Source organism: Streptomyces sp. NPDC058470 (genome assembly GCF_042721055.1).
GTDB lineage: Bacteria > Actinomycetota > Actinomycetes > Streptomycetales > Streptomycetaceae > Streptomyces.
The window spans coordinates 33,802-51,495 of the sequence record NZ_JBHXMF010000044.1; the positions used below are offsets into that span (position 1 = coordinate 33,802).

The window sequence follows — 17,694 nt, forward strand, 5'->3', positions numbered from 1 at the left end:
TGCTCCCCCCAACGTCATTCTGTCAAGCTCGGGTTCAGGACGAGCACCACAGCGAGTAGGCCAGTGCGGCAGCGATGGCCAGCCCGTAGCACGCCGTGGCGATCGCCACGATCCGGGTGCGGAGGTTCTCATCGCCCGGGATGAACGACAGCAGCCAGGCGAGAGCGGGCAGGACCAGGACGCCGTGCAAGCTGACCGCATGGACGGGCTTGAGGAAGCCGACCACGTCGTAGGCCTCCTGCTGGTCTCCGGCGTTCACCTCGACCACTCCGCGGGCGATCATCGCCGCGCCGGTGGCCAGGCCGATCATCAGGGTCAAGAACCCGGCGCGCAGGGCCAGCCGCATGCTGGCGGCGGCAGCGGGGTTCGAGCGGAACGCAGACACGGCCAGGGCACCGAGGATCACGATGAGCAGGCCGCCGCCAGCCGCCAGGACTGTCGAAACCGTCGAGTCGAACGGCGTCTCCCGATTAACGTGCGAGGGGACATGCCGCCAGGCCTGCAGGGTGATCCCGCCGACCTCCACGAAGCAGTCGGCGGCGAAGGATCCAAGCAGCACCGCCCGGAGACGGTCGCTGAGTGGCAGGTGGGAGGCGACGCCGGTGACCGTGATCAGGGTCAGTCCGAAGGAGAGCCCGAAGGTGGCGGGCTTTCGCCACGACACCGGGCCGTACCAGGGGCCGCCGTCGACCGCGAAGACTCCCAGATGGAACACCCCCGCGCCGACGAGGACTCCACCGAGCACGTAGCAGACCCGCTCGACGCGGCATCCCCGCGTCCAGATCCCGCGTACCGCACTCCCCATATTCCTCACGGACGACATTTCGGGCTCCTCGCAACGTTGCGGGTCCAGCCCGCAACGTGGTCAGCCAACATCGGCCGCGACTCCGGGAGCGGGGAGAGGCTCGCCGGTCTCCAGGAGCGTCGCGAGGCTGGACGTGAGCATCGGCCAGGCCCGGCTGCACATGCTTACGCCTTCATCATGTGGCGGGACGGGCCGTTCGGCGTGAGCTGTGGAGCGGCCTTCGGGATACGCAGATCCGCGTACGTTCACCGACGTCTGGTGGCGTCGCGGGGCGAGAAGACGGTGGTGAGGACCTGGAGGGTGAGGGCGGCGCTGATCAGGAGCAGGCAGGTAGGCGAGCAGCTCGTACAGGCTGAACTCCTTGGCGACGACCGGGCCTCCGGTGGTACCAAGCAGCAGGACAGCCATGATCCCGGTGGCGGTGGCGGTGGCGGTGGCGGTGGCGGTGGTGGTGGTGGCCAGGACGGTGAGCAGCGCCTGGTGGAGCAGGCCGCAGACCGGACTGCGGTCGCGGTCGTCGGCGAACAGGCCAATGTTGAGGGACAGGTGGCCGTGTTCGAGGGCGTCGGTGAGCCGGTCAATGCGGCGGGGCAGACGTTTGATCAGCGAGAGCAGGGTGATCGCCTCCGCGGCGGCTTCGCGCTGTGAGGTCGCGACCACACCATTGCCTCGGTCGGCTTGGACGTGGCGAACGCACGGGATTCGGGGACGATCCCGGCTGCCTTGATTGCGACATCTACATCTTCAAGCCGGGGAGCTCGGCGGACTTCTTGAGCCCACGCTCCAGTGACAGGACCTGCGTGGGACACGGTCACTGAGGAAGTTTCATCCTGAAGTCGCTGGTCACGGGGGTGATGTGGCGGCGGTCAGGTGTGAACGGGCCGGCAGACACGACGACTCCTTTGGAGAAGAGCGCAGGCTACCTCGCGCTGCACATGGAAGACGTGCCCGTGCACGTCATTCCATGCCTCGAACTTCGGGACGGGAATCTTCCGGCTGGAAGCCAAGCCAGCGCCTGGGCGGGGGTCCTGCCGGCGGCGTGGAGCTACATGCTCGCCGCCCGCAGTCGCGGACTCGGCACCTCATGGACGACCACCCACCTCATGGCCGAGGAGGAAGTGGCGGACTTGCTCGGCATACCGCAGGGCGTCCGCCAGGCGGCCCTGATACCCACCGCCTACACCCTGGGCACCAACTTCAGCCCGGCACGGCGCAGCCCCTTGGACAGTGTTCTGCACCTCAACGGCTGGCACGGGCGGGAGGGGGGATAGGCCGCTGCCCCAGCAGGGGGCGGCCTCCGGGCCACACGGGCAGGGCTGTATGCCGGATACCCGCATCCGACGGAAAGCGAGCAGGGAATGCCGCAGGCGCTACAGAGGCCGGTCGTCTGCATCCTCGCCGTGCGTGCCTGCGCCTCTGAGGGCTACGAGGTGCTCCTGCAGTCACGGGCGAAGCCGGACGACGACACGCCGTACAACGGATACCTGGAACTCCCGCAAGGCAAGGTCGAGGAGAACGAAACGCTCACCGCCGCAGTCCACCGGGAACTCCGGGAAGAGACGGGGCTCACCGTCACAAGATTCCTCGTCGGCGGTGAGAGTGGCTCTGCTTCGGGTGTCGAGACGTCTGTCCTGATGACATCGCATCCACTCATCTGCGTCATCGACTCCGCGCAGAACCACATCGGACTCTGTGTCGTCGTCGAGGTGTCCGGGGAATCCCAGGAGACGGCGGAGGCCACCGGACACGCCTGGTTCACTCCGAGTGAACTGGTCTCCTTGCTGCCCCGATCGAGGATCTTCCCGTTGAACATCCCGATGGTGCGCGCTTTCCTCGACAGCACCGCGGACAAGTCACTGACTCTGCCTCACGAGCGCGGCAACATTGCCGAATACTTGTAGATTCCGTCGCCACTCCCAGACCGCCCGTCAAAAGGCAGCATGCGACGATCTGCGAACTCACTTGCGAAATTCGCCTGACATGACAGGGAATTTCGAGTTCCGCAACCGCTGATAGGCGTGAGCGATGCGTGAGCGGACGGTGTGGCAGGAGCTGTCCTGACGTGGACCGTGCTCCACAGCAAACCTGTTCTGGCCTGGTGGTTTCGGACACCGAGGAAGTGTCCGTAACCATCCAGCAAGATCCCGCCAGGACTTGTCATGCGTAGGTCGTCGGTTCGAATCCGACAGGGGGCTCCAAACAGGGTGGACAACGGGCCGCGAGGCCCGTCGGCACGTGGTTTCTGCGACGCAGGAGCGAGAGGGAGCAGCTAGCTTTTCGCGGACTTGGGTTCGCTGAGGTCTGCCGACGGTGCGTGGCCGGTGGTGCCGCCGAAGTACATCTGGGCGAGGTCCGGGTCGGAGAGGATGGCCGCTGCGGGGCGCTGCGCGACCACCCGGCCGCTCTCCATCACCACGCCGTCGGTGGCCATCCGCATGCCGAAGCGCACGTTCTGCTCGACGATGAGGATCGTCTTGCCGAGGTCGCGCAGGAGCATCACCGAGGTGTACAGCACGTGCAGCGCCTTGGGATCGAGACCGACCGAGGGCTCGTCGAGCAGCAGGAGGGCGGGGTCCAGCATCAGGGACCGGGCGAACTCCACCATGCGGCGCTGGCCGCCGGAGAGATTGCCCGCGCTGTCGTCGGCCCGTGTCGTGACCAAGGGGAAGAGTTCGGCGACCTGGTCGTACCGCTTGCGGACCAGCTTGCGGTCCCGGCGGATGATGTACGCGCCGAGCAGCACGTTCTCCCGGACGGTGAGGTTGGGGAACAGGGCGCCTGTCTGGGGCACCTGGGAGATCCCGCGGTGCAGGATCTCCGAGGGCGAGCACCGGTCGATGCGCTGCCCGGCCAGCCGGATCTCTCCCAGGCGCGGCGTGAGCAGGCCGCTGACCACCTTGAGCACGGTGGACTTGCCGGCGCCGTTCGGCCCCACGATGCACGCGAGGGCACCCTTGTCGACGTCGATGTCGACGCCTTGGAGGACATCGCCCCCGCCGTAGCCGGCGACCAGGCCGCGGATCTCCAACATCACTTCACCGCCTCCTGCTCCAGTTCGAAGTCGTCGCCCAGATAGGCGTCGATGACACGCGGGTCGGTCCTGATCTCCTCGGGGGTGCCGGAGGCCATGACCGATCCGCGGGCGAGCACCCGGATCGGGTCGCACAGTTCGAGGAGGAACGGCATGTTGTGCTCGACGATCAGGAACGTCTTGCCGTACGCGTTGAGCTCGCGGATCATCTCGCCCATCCGCTCGATGAGGACCGGGTTGATGCCTCCGGCCGGCTCGTCGAGCAGGATGATCTTGGGGTCGAGCATGAGGATCTGCGCGAGCTCGACGAGCTTGCGCTGACCGTACGAGAGGGCCTGCGCCTTCTGGTCGCGGAACGCCCGCATGCCGACGAACTCCAGCAGCTCGTCGGCGGCCGCCGCCTCCCGGCCGCTGACCGCGATCCGGCCGAGCTGTCGCCAGGAGAAACTCCGCTGCGCGGCGACGACGTTCTCCAGGACGGTCATCTCACCGAACAGCCGGGTGATCTGGAAGGTACGGCCGAGGCCGAGGTGGGCCCGTTCCCAGGAGGGGAGGGTGTCGATCCGCCGGCCGGCCAGCGTGATCAGGCCCGCGTCCGGCGCGATGGTGTTGTCGATCAGGTTGAACACGGTGGTCTTTCCGGAGCCGTTGGGTCCGATCAGACCGGTGATGGAGCCCTCGGGCACGGTGAACGAGCAGCTGTCGACCGCCTTCAGCCCGCCGAAGCTCTTCCGCAGACCGGAGACTTCGAGCAGGGCGGGGGCCGGGGTGGTCCCGTGCGCCGGGGGCCGGACGCGTTCCGCGTAGGAGGTCAGCGAGGCGAGGGAGCCGCCGGTGCCGATCCGGGCTCCCACCAGGCCGGCCTTGCCGGAGGTGCGGCGCCAGCGCAGGAGTGACTCCACCGCGGGGAGCACGCCGTCAGGGAGGAGGATCACGACGGCCATCAGCAGTCCGCCGAAGAGGAAGAGCCGGGTGTTGCCTCCGCCGAGGCTGTTGTTCGCGTACTCGTTCAGCGGCTCGATGGCGAACGCGCCGATCACCGGACCCCACAGGGTCGCCTTGCCGCCGATGAGGAGCGACAGGACGATCTGCACGCTGATCAGGATGCTGAACATGCCCCGCGGGTCGATGAAGGTCAGGTAGTAGCCGTACACCGCGCCTGCCATGCCGACGAAGACACTGCTGGCCACGAACGCCAGGACCTTGTGGGTGGGCAGCGCGACCCCGATGGTGGCCGCCTTGGTCTCGTCCTCACGGATGGCGACGAGACCCATGCCGAACTTCGTCCGTCTGATCCACCACGTCATCAGCAGTTGCAGGGCGAGTATGGCCACCAGGGAGTAGTAGAAGGGCCAGTTGATGATGTCGCGGCTCCACGACGGCAGCGGGAGTGTCAGTCCGGCGGTGCCGTTGGTGAGGTCCACCCAGTTGATGGCGATGACCTGGGTGAGGAAGAGGAACGCAACGGTGATGATGACGAAGGAGGGTCCGCGCGAGCGCAGCGAGACCAGTCCGAGGAGGACGGCCACCAGCGCGGTGACGACACCTGCCGCCGGGATCCAGAACCAGGGCGAGACGCTGTCGAAGTGGGTCGCCAGCGTCCCGATGGTGTAGCCACCGAGTCCGACGAAGGCGCCCTGGCCGAGCGAGACGTAGCCGGCCAGACCGGTGATGATGTTGAGCCCGCCGGCGCCGACCGCGAAGACCAGCGACAGGATGATCATGTTCTGGTAGTAGGCGTCCTGGGAGACCAGCGGATATCCCAGGAGTGCCAGGGCCCCGATCGCGGCGAGAATCCGCCCGATCCACAAGGGCTGGTCGAGGGTACGGAGATTCGTGTTCACGCTGCCACCGCATCCTCACGCAGTCGGGAGCCGAGGAGGCCCTGGGGCCGGAAGAGCAGGACGGCGAAGACGATGAGGTAGGGGACGGCCGTCGCCCAGGACGGGGAGACGTACGCGGAGGTGAGGGTCTCGGCCACGCCGAACATCAGGGCTCCGAGGACGGCACCGCCCATGCTTCCCATGCCACCGAGGACGACGATCGCCAGCAGCCGGGCGATCCACTGGTAGTGCGCCCCGGGAACGAAGGGATACATGACTCCGACGATGGCACCGCCCGCGCCGGCCGCCGCGATCCCGAGGGCGAAGACGAGCGCGCCGACCGAGGCGACCTTGATGCCCACGAGCTGCGCGCCCGAGGGGTTGACCGCCGCGGCCCGGATGGAGCGGCCGAGCCAGGTCTTGGTGAGCACCAGCCACAGGGTCACCAGCACCAGGACCGCGACGGCCCCGCCGTAGACCTGGGACTTGGGGAGGAAGAGGCTGCCGACGAGGAAGGACTGGTCGGCGTAGGCGGGGCGGATGGTGATGGAGTCGTTGCCCCAGATGGTTCCCATGGCCGCTTCCAGCACCAGGGCCAGCCCGAAGGTGAGCAGCACCGTGGAGGCCATCGGCGCGTTGCGGAGGGGCGAGACCACCGTGCGGTAGGTGAGCCAGCCCAGGGCGAAGACGACCGGTGTGGTGATGAGGATGGAGAGCAGCGGGTCGATGCCCAGGCCGTTCCACAGGGCGTAGGTGATGTACGCCGAGAGGATCAGGAAGGCGCCGTGCGCGATGTTGATCACGCGCATCACGCCGAAGATCAGCGTCAGTCCCGCGGCGGCCAGGGCGTACACCCCACTGAGCAGCAGCCCCAGGATCAGGTTCTGGAGGAGCTCGGTCATCCCGTGCCTCCCGGCTTCCAGCCCTGGACGATCTGCGGGGCGGTCGCCACGTCCTCGGGCAGCACGACCTGCACCTTGCCGTCCTGCCACTGACCGATCAGGAACGAGCCGGTGGGGCTGCCGTCCTCGTTCCAGCCGAGTTCGCCGAGGATCGTCTGGACGTCGTTCCCGCGCAGCCAGTCCGCCATCTTGTCCTGGTCGGAGACGTTGCCGACCGCCTCCACGGCCGCCTGGAGCGTCTGGGCCGCCGCGTAGGCATCGGCCGCGTCCTCGGGCGGGTCCTCCTTGAACATCGAGCGGTACTTGGCCACGAACTCCGCGTTGCCCGGGGTCTTGGCCTGGACGGCGTGGCTGATCGCGAACATCACGCCCTCGGTGTTCTCCGCGCCGACCCCCTTGGCGTACTGGGTGCCCAGCGAGGGGGCGCTCGTCTGGTAGAGCCACTTCGGGGTGAAGTCGGCCTTGGCCATCGAGCGGACCAGGCCGACGCCGTCCTCGAACTGCGCTCCGTTGACGACCAGGTCCGGTGCGGCCGACTTCATCGCGCCGGCGATCGAGTCGAAGTTCTTGGTGTCGATCGCGTACGTCTGGCGGTACACCGTACGGATACCGGCCTTCTCCAGGGTCTTTCTGACGCCTTCGGCGTTCGGCGCCGCGAAGGGGTCGTCGAGCTCCGGGTAGGCAGCGGTCTTCGGCCGCTGGTCCGCCGGGAGGCCGGCGATCCAGTTGGCGAAGGTCGCGCCCTGTTTGTCGGCCGTGGCCTGCTGGCTGAAGAACAGGTACTTGAAGTCCCGGCTGAACATCTCCGGGGACCCGCCGGCCGGCTCGACGTAGAGCATCTGGTTGCGCTCCGCGACCGCGGACGCGGGCAGGTTCAGCAGGGAGGAGAAGGTGCCGAGCAGCAGGTCGACCCGGTCCTGGCTGATGAGGGCGTTGTAGTCGGCGACAATCGAGTTCTGGTTGGACGCGTCGTCCTTGATCACGAGGTCGACGTCGCGTCCCAGCAGGCCGCCGTCCTTGTTGATCATTTCCTGCCAGACCTGGTAACCCCGCTTCGCCGCCTGGCCCGGCTGCGAGAACTCGCCGGTCAGCGGGAGGGAGGCACCGATCTTGATCGGGCCGTTCGTGTCGCCTCCGGCAGTGCCACCGCAGGCGGCGGTTCCCAGGAGCAGGAAACTCGCAGCAGCCATGACCATCAGCCGACGACGTTGTGGGCTTGTTGGCATCGTTCCTCCTTGCTGACCGCAATCGATTGCGGTTTCGCGCAGTCTCATGAGAAAGGCTCGTCACGTCAAGGACTCGGTCGGAAATATCCCCAGGCTGGTCTTTATGACCCCGTGACGAGATCTTGAAGCGATTGATCCTTGAGCATCGATGCAAACGACTGCACCGAGGAGTGGGTCAGACAAGGATCTGTACGGGCTCCTCCACCACGGCGACGAACGCGCGCATCCACTCGGCTGCCAGCGCGCCGTCCACCGCCCGGTGGTCCACCGACAGGGTCACCCGCATCACACTCCGCACCGCCGGCCGGCCCTTCACCACCACCACCTCCTCACGCGCCGCGCCGACGGCGAGGATGGCCGACTGGGGCGGGTTGATGATCGCGGCGAACTCCTCGGTGCCGTACATGCCGAGGTTGGTCACCGTCAGCGACCCGCCCTCCAGCTCCTCCTGACGCAGCCGGCCCGCCTTGGCCCGTTCGACGAAGTCCCGTACGCCCGCGGCGACGGCGGAGACGGCCATCCCGTCGACCCCGCGCAACACCGGCGTCACCAGGCCTCGTTCGCCGGCGATGGCGACCGACACGTCGACCGAGGTGAACTGCCGCAGTGCTTCGGGCAGCCACACCACGTTCATCGCGGGCACCAGGGTGTGAGCGCGCGCCGCAGCCTTGACCACCAGGTCGTTGACCGAGATCCGTACGTCGCCCGAGGCGTTGAGCCTGCGGCGCAGCGCCAGCAGCCGGTCGGCCCGGACGGTGGCGCGCAGATAGAAGTGCGGCACGTCCCGCTTGCTCTGTGTGAGACGGGTGGCGATGGCGGCACGCATCCGCCCGTGGGGTGCGTCCGTGTAGGCGGACGGCAGCAGGGCGCTGCCGGGGTACCGCGCCGGGGCCGGGACGGCCCCTGGAACGTCCGCCGGGTTGTCCTCCTGCCGGGCCGGGACGGCGTTCCCGGCGGCCGCGAGTGCAGGGGCGGCGTTCCTGGCGGCCACGGCCGCGTCCACATCGCGTCGCGTGATCCGCCCGTGCGGCCCGGTCCCGGTGATCTCGTCGAGCGGCAGACCCGCCTCCCGGGCGACCCGACGGGCCAGCGGGCTGGAGAAGATCCGCCGACCGTCTGCCGGGGCGAGGGCGGCGGGGCGCGCCTCGGGCGGCGCTTCGGCCGGCTCTGGGCCCGGCTCAGGGACCTTGGGCACAGGGCCCGGGGAGCCGCCGTCCGGCGCGACACCCTCGGAGCCGTTCGCCGGAACCTCGCGGCGCTCCGGCACCGTCAGCGCCGTCGCGGCCGCCACCCCGAGCTCGGCCAGGACCGCGTCGATGTCCCCGACCTGCTCCCCGGGGCTGCCCAGCAGGGCGATCGGCGCGCCGACGTCGACCTGGGTTCCGGCCGGGACCAGGAGGCGCAGGACGACTCCGGGAGTTTCGGCCTCGACCTCGACGACGGCCTTGTCCGTCTCGACCGAGGCGATCGGGTCGGCGGCCTCGAAGCGAGCCTCGTCCGCCACGAACCACTCGTGCAGAACCGCTTCGGTCACGTTCGCCGCCACTTCGGGCATCCGCAGCACGTTCGCCATCTCAGAACCTCGTCATCTCGCGCAGCTTGGCGGCGACTTCGTCGCTCTGGGCGATCGCGGCCCGCTCCAGCACCTTGCTGATGCTGGGAGAGGCCTCTCCGCCCGTGACGCGCTCCACCGGGTGGTCCAGCCAGTCGAAGAGCCGCCGCTGGATCTCGTCGGCGAGCCATCCGCCGTACGACGTGCCGAGGGCGCCCTGCTCGGCGATGAGGACCCGGCCGGTCTTCCGTACGCTCGTCTCGATGGTGTCCCAGTCGATGCTCGCCCGGTCCAGCCACCGCAGATCGATCACCTCGGCGTCGACGGAACCGAGCCGGTCCACCGCGTCGAGTACGTATCCGACCATCGCCAGGTACGAGATCACCGTGACGTCCGAACCGGGGCGCCGCACCGCGGCCTTGCCCACGGGAAGGCAGTAGTCCAGATCGTCCACCGGCCCTGGTCCCGTGGCGCCGTAGAGGTCGACGTGTTCGAGGACCACCACTGGATCGTTGCAGCGCAGCGCGCTGTTCATCAGCCCGACGTAGTCGAACGGGGTGGTCGGGGCGACGATGCGCCAACCGGGCGCGGTGGCGAACACCCCGGCCGGGTCCATCGAGTGCTGCGAACCGTACCCGGTGCCCATGGCGACCTTGCTGCGCAGGACGAACGGGACGTCGCCACCGCCGCCGAACATGTGACGCGCCTTGCCGATCTGGTTGAACAGCTGGTCCGCGGCCACCCACATGAAGTCGGCGTACATGAACTCCACAACCGGCCGGAACCGGCCGTCCAGCGCGATCCCGCCGCCCAGCCCGGCGAACGCGTTCTCGCTGATCGGGGTTCCCAGGACCCGGTCGGGGAAGCGCTCCTTCAGCCCGCGAGTGGCGCCGTTGGTGCCGCCGTTGAGGCGGTGCACATCCTCGCCCATGACGACCACGGACTCGTCGGTCTCCATCCGGCGGCCCAGGACGGCCGCGACGGCGTCGACGAGCCGCTGCTCGGCCACCTCGCCGGGGTAGGAATCCAGCTCGGCGAAGCGCGCGTCGTGGAACTCGCTGAGATCCCCGCGGATCCCGACGTCCGCGAACGCCGGGTCCGGCCACTCCGCGGGCCTGATCCTGCGCTGCCCGGGCTTGCCGTCGGGGAGCGGCTCCAGCAGCGCGTCGCCGGTCTCGGCCATGACCTGTGCGGCGCGCGCGGACACCGCGGCGATCTCCTCCGGCGTCATGATGCCGCGCCGGGCCAGATGGGCGGAGACCTGCTCGATGGGGTCGCGGGCCCGCCAGTGCTGCTCCTCCTCCTTGGAGCGGTAGCCGAAGGAGGAGCCGGGGAAGCCGCCGTTCTGGTGGAAGTAGCGGTAGGTGTCCGCCTCGATCATCGTGGGGCCGTGTCCGGCCCGCATATGGGCGACGGCCTCCCGCATGGCGAGGTGGACCGCCAGGGGGTCCATCCCGTCGACCTTCCAGCTCGGGATGGCGAATCCGAGCCCGCGGGCCGAGAGCCGCGGCTCGCCGGTCGCCTCGGCGACGTTGGTGGAGACCGCGTACAGATTGTTCTCGATGAAGAAGCAGACGGGCAGCCGCCAGGCGGAGGCGAGGTTGAAAGTCTCCAGCGTGGACCCGATGTTGACGGCGCCGTCCCCGAAATAGGTGACGGCCACGTCCTCGGTGCCCGCCTGGCGGGCGGCCCAGGCGTACCCGGCGGCCATCGGGACGCCGCCGCCGACGATGGCGTTGGTCCCCACCGCACCCGCCTCGTGCCACTGGAGATGCATCGAGCCGCCGCGCCCGTGACTCCAGCCCCGGTCCAGACCGCAGATCTCCGCCAGCGTACGCAGGAGAACCTCGCGTATCTCGGGGGAGAGTTCGGCGGTGGGGTCCATGCCCTTGGGTGCGATGTGGTGGAGGGCCTTGGCGAGGAACTGATGGTGGCCGCGGTGGGATCCGTTGATGGCATCGGCGGAGGTGAGCGCGAGGACCGATCCGACCGCGCCTCCTTCCTGCCCGATGCTTGAGTGCGCCGGCCCGTGGACCAGCCCGGCGCCGGCCAGTTCGAGGACGTACTCCTCGAAGGACCGGATCAGCACGAGCTGGCCGAGCATGGTCCGCAGCAGTTCGGGGGATGCCGCGTCCCAGTCCCTCTCGGTGGCGACAACCTCGACCCACGGGGATGCGGCCTTGAGCTTGCGGTGTTGGGTCACGGGCAGCCTCCTCAATCGTTTGCAGTGGCAGACTGCCACAGGATTGGATCCATTATCTAGAGATGCGCCGGGGGCAGATCATGATTTTCCTGGCATCATGCACGGTATGCAGAGAAACTGAGAGTCAGAAAGGATCCAATATGGCCATTCCGGGATTGAAACGGCTGGACCACATCGGGTTCACGGTGCCCGATCTGGAGGAGGCCACCCGCTTCCTCGTCGATGTCCTCGGGTGTGAGTTCCTGTACTCCCTCGGGCCGTTCCGCGGCGACGACGACTGGATGCGCGACCACCTCAACGTCCATCCCCGGGCGGAGGTGCGGGAGAACCGCTTCTTCCGCTGCGGCGACCAGGCGGTCTTCGAGGTGTTCGACTACGCCGCTCCCGATCGGCGGGACGTCCCGCCGAGGAACAGCGACGTCGGCGGCCACCATGTCGCCCTGTACGTGGACGACCTCGACGAGGCTGTCGCCTATCTGCGCGACCGTGGGGTCCAGGTTCTCGCCGGCCCGACACCGAGCAGGGGCCCCGCCGAGGGGAACCGCTGGATCTACTTCCTCGCCCCCTGGGGGATGCAGTTCGAGCTCGTCTCCTATCCCCATGGCAAGGCCTTCGACCGCCTCCGGCAGCAAGGACCAGCCACCGCATGACCACCAGCACACCGGACACCGGGCCGTCCCCGTCGCGCGCGGCCGCCGCGAGCCAGCGGGTGGCGGCCCACCTGCGGGATGCCATCCTCAGCGGCGCCATCGCCCCGGGGACACGGATCCGCCAGGAGGAGGTCGCCGAACGCCTGGGGGCGAGCCGGCTCCCGGTGCGGGAGGCGCTGCGCATCCTGGAGGCCGAGGGCCTGACCGAACACGAGGCCAACCGGGGCGCCCGGGTGCCCCGGCTGACCCTGCACGAGGTCGACGTCGTCTACCGGATGCGCGAACGGCTCGAACCGCTCGCGCTCGCTCAGAGCATCCCGGCCCTGGACCGGGATGCCATCGACGGCCTGACGGAGATCCAACGGCGCATCGAGGCCACCACCGACATCGGCGAATTCCTCACCCTGGACCGGGAGTTCCACCTGGGCTCTTACGCGGGGTGCGGCGTCCACCAGCTCACCGCGACGGTCACCAGGCTCTGGAACTCCACCCAGCACTACCGCCGGGCGTACGTGTCGCTCAGCGGCCCGGGCCGGATGTGGGTGGTCAACTCGGAGCACCGGCTCATCCTCGACGCGGTGGAGCAGGGCGACACCGTCGACGCCGAGCGGTTTCTGAGCGGCCACATCCGCCGGACCCGGATCGAGCTCGGCAGACACCCCGAGATCTTCGAGGAGACCCCGCGGTGAGACAGCCCGGCGGCCTGGGGCCCGGCGGAGCGGGGCCGCGTCCCCTGCCGTGGTGTAGCCGATCATGACCTGTCACCTCCGGTCCGGGTCCGGCGAGCACCTCTCGTCCTGGACCGCCAGGCAGTCATCGCCGGTCCCGGTTCCCTAAGCCCCGACAGAGCCACCGGCAAAGGCGATCAGCGCCACGACCTGGGCGTTCCGCTTACTTGATCGGCTACACCACGTGGCGGAACACGATCCGGACCGGCGGCACTCACCACCCCACCGCGATGTACTTCGACTCCATGTAGTCCAGGACGCCCTCGTGGCCGCCCTCGCGGCCGATCCCGCTCTGCTTGGTGCCGCCGAAAGGCGCGGCGGGATCGCTGACGAGTCCCCGGTTCAGGCCGACCATGCCGGAGTCGAGCGCCTCGCCGATCCGCAGACCGCGCGCCAGATCGCCGGTGTACACGTAGGAAACCAGCCCGTACTCGGTGTCGTTGGCCAGCCGGACCGCCTCGTCCTCCTCCTCGAACGTGACGAGGGGGGCGACCGGGCCGAAGATCTCCTCGCGGAGGATCGGGGCGTCGGGCGGGACGTCCAGCAGCACGGTCGGCTCGTAGTAGAAGCCCTCGCGGTCGGGGCGCCGGCCACCGACCACCGCCCGGGCCCCGGTTGCCACTGCCGAACGGACCAGGGAGTCCACCTTCGCCACGGTGTCCTCGTTGACCAGCGGTCCGACCTCGGTCTGCGGGTCGATGCCGGGCCCCATCCGTACCGCGCTCATCCGCCGTGCCAGCCGGCGGCCGAATTCCTCGGCGACGGAGGCCTCGACGTAGAAGCGGTTGGCCGCGGTGCACGCCTCGCCGCCGTTGCGCATCTTCGCCACCATCGCGCCGTCGACCGCGGCGTCGAGGTCGGCGTCGGCGAACACCAGGAAGGGCGCGTTGCCACCCAGCTCCATCGAACAGTTCACCACCTGGTCGGCGGCCTCCTTGAGAAGAACCCGCCCGACCTCGGTGCTGCCGGTGAAGGACAGCTTGCGCACCCGGGGGTCATGGAGCATGGCGGACACCACCGCGGACGAACGGCGGGAGGGCAGCACGTTGACCACCCCCGCCGGCACCCCGGCCTCCTCAAGGATCGCGGCCATCGCCAGCGCCGTGAGCGGGGTGTCGCTGGCCGGCTTGAGCACGACGGTGCACCCGGCGGCCAGAGCCGGGCCGATCTTGCGGGTGGCCATAGCGGCCGGGAAGTTCCACGGCGTGACCAACACCGCGATCCCGACGGGCTGCTGGACGACCAGGATCCTGTTCGTCCCCGACGGTGCGGTCAGCACCGTCCCGTACGTCCGGACCGCCTCCTCGGCGTACCAGCGGAAGAACTCCGCCGCGTAAGCGACCTCGCCCCGCGCGTCGGGGAGCGCCTTGCCGTTCTCCAGCGTCACCAGCCGGGCGAGTTCCTCGGCCCGTGCCGTCATCAGCTCCCAGCAGCGCCGCAGGATCTCGGCGCGCTCCCGGGGCGGGGTCGCGGCCCAGCCGGCCGCGGCCCGCTCGGCGGCGTCGACGGCCGCGATGGCATCGGCGACCGTGCCGTCCGCCACTGTGGCGAAGGTCCGGCCCGTCGACGGATCGCGGACGTCGAAGCGGCCGCCTTCCGAGGCCGCGGTCCACTTGCCGCCGATGTACAGATCGGTGGGCACCGCAGAGTCCGGGGTGTTGTCGTCCATGGTCGAGCACCTTTCGTACGGGAGCTGCTCAGTAGGCGTTGGCGACTCAGTAGGCGTTGGCGACGAACAGGTCCTGGGCCGGGAACAGCGTGAGGACGCGCGGGCCCTCCGGGGTGACCACGACCTCCTCCTCGATCCGGGCGGCCGAGAAGCCGTCGCTCGCGGGGCAGTACGTCTCCAGGGCGAAAACCATCCCCACCTGCAACTCGACCGGTTCGCGCATGCTGTTCAGCCGGGAGATGATCGGCCGCTCGTGCAGGCCGAGCCCGAGTCCGTGGCCGAACTGGAGGCCGAACGCGGCCATCTCGTTCTCGAAGCCGAACTCCTCGGCCTTCGGCCAGACCGCCGCGACCTCGTCCGTACCAGCTCCGGCCTTCACCGTGCCGATCGCGGCGTCCATCCATCCGCGGGCCTTGGTGTACGCCTCGCGCTGGGAAGCGGTGGCGCTGCCCACGCCGAAGGTGCGGTAGTAGCAGGTCCGGTAGCCGTTGAAGGAGTGGATGATGTCGAAGAACGCCTGGTCGCCCGGGCGGATCAGCCGGTCGGAGAAGTTGTGCGGATGCGGGTTGCACCGCTCTCCCGAGACCGCGTTGACGGCCTCGACCTGGTCCGACCCCATCTCGTAGAGGCGTTTGTTGGCCAGGGCCACGATCTCGTTCTCGCGGATCCCGGGCTTCAGCACGTCCACGATGTCCTGGTAGACGCCGTCGACCATCGCCGCGGCCTGGGTCAGCAGCATGATCTCGTCCTGCGACTTGATCTGCCGGGCATCGAGCATCAGTTGCTGCGCGTCCACCACCCGCAGACCCTGGCGCTCCATCTCGAAGAGGAACGGGGGTTCGACGATGTCGACCCCGATCGGCGCGTCGGCGACCCCGGCGTCCTCCAGCAGCCCCTTGAGCTGGCGCACCGCCGACTCCATCAGCCCCGCGCTGGGTGCGATGGCCCCGCGCAGGCCCAGCATGCCCGCATGGCAGTTGTCCGGGTCCAGCCACGGCGCGTGGAGCCGGTGGTGCCGGGCGGCGGATCCGAAGTCCCACAGCATCGGCTCACCGTCGCGGGTGAGCAGCGCGTACCGGGTCATCTTGTCCCCGAGCGCTCCACCGATCCAGGTCTGCGTCGTGTACCGGATGTTGTAGAAGTCGAAGAGTAGGAAGGCCCCGCACTCACTCGCCTCCAGGGACGCCTTGGCACGCGCGAGCCGGTACGCCCGCAGCCGGTCGAAGTCGACCCGCTGCTCGTAGTCCACGGCCATGTGCCCGGGGGCCGACATCGGGGTGACGGCCGACCCGACGGCGGGACGGGCACTCACTTCGCCACCTCGTCGGCCGCACCGAGACCGTCGTCGACCCGCACGTTCTCCGGGCTGAGCTTGAGGGCGGAGTTCTGCGCCTGGAGATCCAGCAGGATGGCGAAGTCCTCATCCACCCGTCCGCTGCCCACACTGGCCTGCACCAGTTGGGCGGTGGCGGCGGCGAGCGGCATGGGTACGTCCAGTTCCCTGGCCGCCGCGAGACCGAGGTCGAAGTCCTTGCGCAGCAGGACGGGTGTGAAGGTCGGCGTGTAGTCGAGGTTCACGAAGGCGGGCGACTTGTAGCGGGTGAACGGTGACCCCATGACGCTGTTGTTGAGGAAGTCGAGAAACGCCGCGCGCGAGACGCCGCCCTTCTCCGCCAGCACCGTGATCTCGGCCAGGGACTGGGTGACCACGCCGAGGAACAGGTTGTGGCAGATCTTCACCAGCCGCGCCACGTCGCCGTCACCGGCGTAGGTCACCGACCGGCCGATCCGGCGGAGAAAGGGCTCCACCTTCTGGTACGTCTCCTGCGGCCCGGAGGCCACCATGCTGAGTTCTCCGGCGCGGACGACCTTGCCGTTTCCGCTGACCGGGGCGGCGAGGAAGGCGACGCCGCGCTCGGTACAGGCGGCGCGGACCGACTCCGACGAGGCGGTGGAGACCGTTGAGCAGTCGACGACGATGCCCGGCACATGGCCCGGGTCGGCCAGCAGTCCGCCCTCACCGAGCAGGACCTGCTCCAGATCGGCGGGCGTCGAGACCATGGTGAACACGACGTCGAGTCCGCGGAGTTCGGCCACCGTGTCGGCGATCGCGCAGCCGTTCGCGGTCAGTGGCTCGGCCTTCGCCCGGGTGCGGTTCCACACGGTCACCGCGGCCCCGGCGTCACCCAGGCGGGCGGCCATGGCCGCTCCCATGCGCCCGGCTCCGATCCATCCGAGCCGCAGGTCCGGCAGCCGTGTCGTTGTCTCGTTCATGGGCCACTCCTGCAATCGATTGCACTTATGGGCGTCGCGGGACGCGTGAAGAAGTTCCTGCAAACGACTGCAAGCTTTGCCCACACCCAACGGCGGCGTCAAGCACCGTGCAATGCACAACTGGGGTGCAAGGAGTGGATCAAGGGGGCGCCTGAGGTCGCACCAAGTCCTGATCCATCACTGCAATCGACTGCAACTCTCCGGTAGACTCGGCTTCCAGTCGCGTCCGAGAGACCTGGGAGAGAGCCATGACCGCCATCCCGGTCGACGGGAGAGCCCACACCGTCCGCCCTGCTCTCCTCGACGGGTGTCCCGGTCGCCCGGCCCGGACCGGGTCGGACCATGTGAGCGCGTACAGATTCGCCCCTGACAACCCCCTGGGTGTCGAAGTGCCTGCCTCCGGCCTCGCCCGCGCCCTCCAGGCCCTGGTCGACCCCGTTGGCGTCGGCGCGAGGAGTACACACTGATCGCGCTCGGCTCGGCCCCCAAGTGCCTTCGGGCCTCGCCGGCCGACAGGAGAGTTGCCACCACACCCGACGCCGGCAACGAACCTGCCGTCGAGGCGGCGGGGTGCCGGATGCCGGCCTTCGCCACCGACGACCGGCCGCCCTGCCCGGGCACCGTCGTCAGCGGCGCGTGCGGCGACACTCTCGTCCCCGCACTACGGCGGGTCGTCTCCGCACTTCGGTGGGTCGTCTCCGCACTTCGGCGGGTCGTCCCCGCGCTATGGCGGGACGCCAGGCTCCGGGACGCCGCTCGCGCCGTGACCGCCGGCGAACGGGACCACGAGGCGGCAGCCAGGAGGAGGGCCGAGGCGGCCGCTGCGCTTCT

At 69.1% G+C, this 17,694-nt stretch carries 15 protein-coding genes; 4 read left to right on the forward strand and 11 right to left on the reverse strand.

From position 1 onward, the window contains the following. Window positions 1-34: 34 nt before the first annotated feature. A complete protein-coding gene (locus ACFWP7_RS28910; protein WP_384386954.1) occupies window positions 35-823 on the reverse strand; it encodes a hypothetical protein in 789 nt (262 codons plus the stop codon). Between the two features lie 42 nt (window positions 824-865). Beyond that, window positions 866-1,465: a hypothetical protein gene (locus ACFWP7_RS28915; protein ID WP_384386957.1), complete on the reverse strand. Its 600-nt coding sequence runs from the start codon at window positions 1,463-1,465 to the stop codon at window positions 866-868. A 242-nt stretch (window positions 1,466-1,707) separates the two neighbouring features. On the opposite strand from ACFWP7_RS28915, the gene ACFWP7_RS28920 reads away from it, so the two are divergent. Both ACFWP7_RS28920 and ACFWP7_RS28925 read left to right on the forward strand, forming a co-directional pair. Beyond that, a complete protein-coding gene (locus ACFWP7_RS28920) occupies window positions 1,708-2,076 on the forward strand; it encodes a nitroreductase family protein (RefSeq protein ID WP_384386960.1) in 369 nt (122 codons plus the stop codon). A gap of 87 nt (window positions 2,077-2,163) precedes the next feature. Further along, window positions 2,164-2,706: an NUDIX hydrolase gene (locus ACFWP7_RS28925; RefSeq protein WP_384386963.1), complete on the forward strand. Its 543-nt coding sequence runs from the start codon at window positions 2,164-2,166 to the stop codon at window positions 2,704-2,706. Window positions 2,707-3,074: 368 nt separating this feature from the next. Here ACFWP7_RS28925 and ACFWP7_RS28930 read toward each other — a convergent pair whose 3' ends face one another. From ACFWP7_RS28930 to ACFWP7_RS28955, 6 genes are all read right to left on the reverse strand, one after another. Further along, entirely contained in the window at window positions 3,075-3,836 is a 762-nt protein-coding gene (locus tag ACFWP7_RS28930; RefSeq protein ID WP_384386966.1) for an ABC transporter ATP-binding protein, read from the reverse strand. Continuing rightward, on the reverse strand, window positions 3,836-5,680 hold the full coding sequence (locus ACFWP7_RS28935; RefSeq protein WP_384386969.1) for an ATP-binding cassette domain-containing protein: 1,845 nt from the start codon (window positions 5,678-5,680) through the stop codon (window positions 3,836-3,838). The genes ACFWP7_RS28930 and ACFWP7_RS28935 overlap by 1 nt, the downstream gene beginning before the upstream one ends. Then, the gene (locus ACFWP7_RS28940; RefSeq protein WP_384386972.1) at window positions 5,677-6,561 is read right to left on the reverse strand and encodes a branched-chain amino acid ABC transporter permease; all 885 of its coding nucleotides are present in this window, start codon (window positions 6,559-6,561) and stop codon (window positions 5,677-5,679) included. Before ACFWP7_RS28940 ends, ACFWP7_RS28935 begins: the two co-directional genes overlap by 4 nt. Continuing rightward, window positions 6,558-7,751 (reverse strand): amino acid ABC transporter substrate-binding protein, encoded by a 1,194-nt coding sequence (locus ACFWP7_RS28945; protein WP_384386974.1) that lies wholly within the window; start codon window positions 7,749-7,751, stop codon window positions 6,558-6,560. Before ACFWP7_RS28945 ends, ACFWP7_RS28940 begins: the two co-directional genes overlap by 4 nt. 211 nt (window positions 7,752-7,962) lie before the next feature. After that, on the reverse strand, window positions 7,963-9,360 hold the full coding sequence (locus ACFWP7_RS28950; RefSeq protein WP_384386977.1) for a 2-oxo acid dehydrogenase subunit E2: 1,398 nt from the start codon (window positions 9,358-9,360) through the stop codon (window positions 7,963-7,965). A 1-nt stretch (window position 9,361) separates the two neighbouring features. After that, entirely contained in the window at window positions 9,362-11,542 is a 2,181-nt protein-coding gene (locus ACFWP7_RS28955) for a thiamine pyrophosphate-dependent enzyme (RefSeq protein WP_384386979.1), read from the reverse strand. Window positions 11,543-11,682: 140 nt separating this feature from the next. Here ACFWP7_RS28955 and ACFWP7_RS28960 point away from each other — a divergent pair, with 140 nt between their 5' ends. After that, entirely contained in the window at window positions 11,683-12,192 is a 510-nt protein-coding gene (locus ACFWP7_RS28960; RefSeq protein WP_384386982.1) for a VOC family protein, read from the forward strand. After that, window positions 12,189-12,881 carry a GntR family transcriptional regulator gene (locus ACFWP7_RS28965; RefSeq protein WP_384386984.1) on the forward strand — a complete coding sequence of 231 codons (693 nt, stop codon included), beginning with the start codon at window positions 12,189-12,191 and terminating at the stop codon, window positions 12,879-12,881. Before ACFWP7_RS28960 ends, ACFWP7_RS28965 begins: the two co-directional genes overlap by 4 nt. A 253-nt stretch (window positions 12,882-13,134) precedes the next feature. Here ACFWP7_RS28965 and ACFWP7_RS28970 read toward each other — a convergent pair whose 3' ends face one another. From ACFWP7_RS28970 to ACFWP7_RS28980, 3 genes are read right to left on the reverse strand one after another with little or no spacing between them, the layout of a single operon-like run. Next, the gene (locus tag ACFWP7_RS28970) at window positions 13,135-14,589 is read right to left on the reverse strand and encodes an NAD-dependent succinate-semialdehyde dehydrogenase (protein ID WP_384386987.1); all 1,455 of its coding nucleotides are present in this window, start codon (window positions 14,587-14,589) and stop codon (window positions 13,135-13,137) included. Between the two features lie 46 nt (window positions 14,590-14,635). Continuing rightward, on the reverse strand, window positions 14,636-15,901 hold the full coding sequence (locus ACFWP7_RS28975) for a M24 family metallopeptidase (protein ID WP_384386989.1): 1,266 nt from the start codon (window positions 15,899-15,901) through the stop codon (window positions 14,636-14,638). Next, on the reverse strand, window positions 15,898-16,947 hold the full coding sequence (locus ACFWP7_RS28980) for an NAD(P)-dependent oxidoreductase (protein WP_384386991.1): 1,050 nt from the start codon (window positions 16,945-16,947) through the stop codon (window positions 15,898-15,900). Before ACFWP7_RS28980 ends, ACFWP7_RS28975 begins: the two co-directional genes overlap by 4 nt. Between the last annotated feature and the right edge of the window lie 747 nt (window positions 16,948-17,694).

Coding starts and splice junctions, on each gene's coding strand:
- ACFWP7_RS28965 (WP_384386984.1), top strand. CDS start 12,189: ATGACCACCAGCACACCGGACACCGGGCCGTCCCCGTCGCGCGCGGCC.
- ACFWP7_RS28925 (WP_384386963.1), top strand. CDS start 2,164: ATGCCGCAGGCGCTACAGAGGCCGGTCGTCTGCATCCTCGCCGTGCGT.
- ACFWP7_RS28940 (WP_384386972.1), bottom strand. CDS start 6,561: ATGACCGAGCTCCTCCAGAACCTGATCCTGGGGCTGCTGCTCAGTGGG.
- ACFWP7_RS28910 (WP_384386954.1), bottom strand. CDS start 823: ATGTCGTCCGTGAGGAATATGGGGAGTGCGGTACGCGGGATCTGGACG.
- ACFWP7_RS28950 (WP_384386977.1), bottom strand. CDS start 9,360: ATGGCGAACGTGCTGCGGATGCCCGAAGTGGCGGCGAACGTGACCGAA.
- ACFWP7_RS28930 (WP_384386966.1), bottom strand. CDS start 3,836: ATGTTGGAGATCCGCGGCCTGGTCGCCGGCTACGGCGGGGGCGATGTC.
- ACFWP7_RS28960 (WP_384386982.1), top strand. CDS start 11,683: ATGGCCATTCCGGGATTGAAACGGCTGGACCACATCGGGTTCACGGTG.
- ACFWP7_RS28970 (WP_384386987.1), bottom strand. CDS start 14,589: ATGGACGACAACACCCCGGACTCTGCGGTGCCCACCGATCTGTACATC.
- ACFWP7_RS28945 (WP_384386974.1), bottom strand. CDS start 7,751: ATGGCTGCTGCGAGTTTCCTGCTCCTGGGAACCGCCGCCTGCGGTGGC.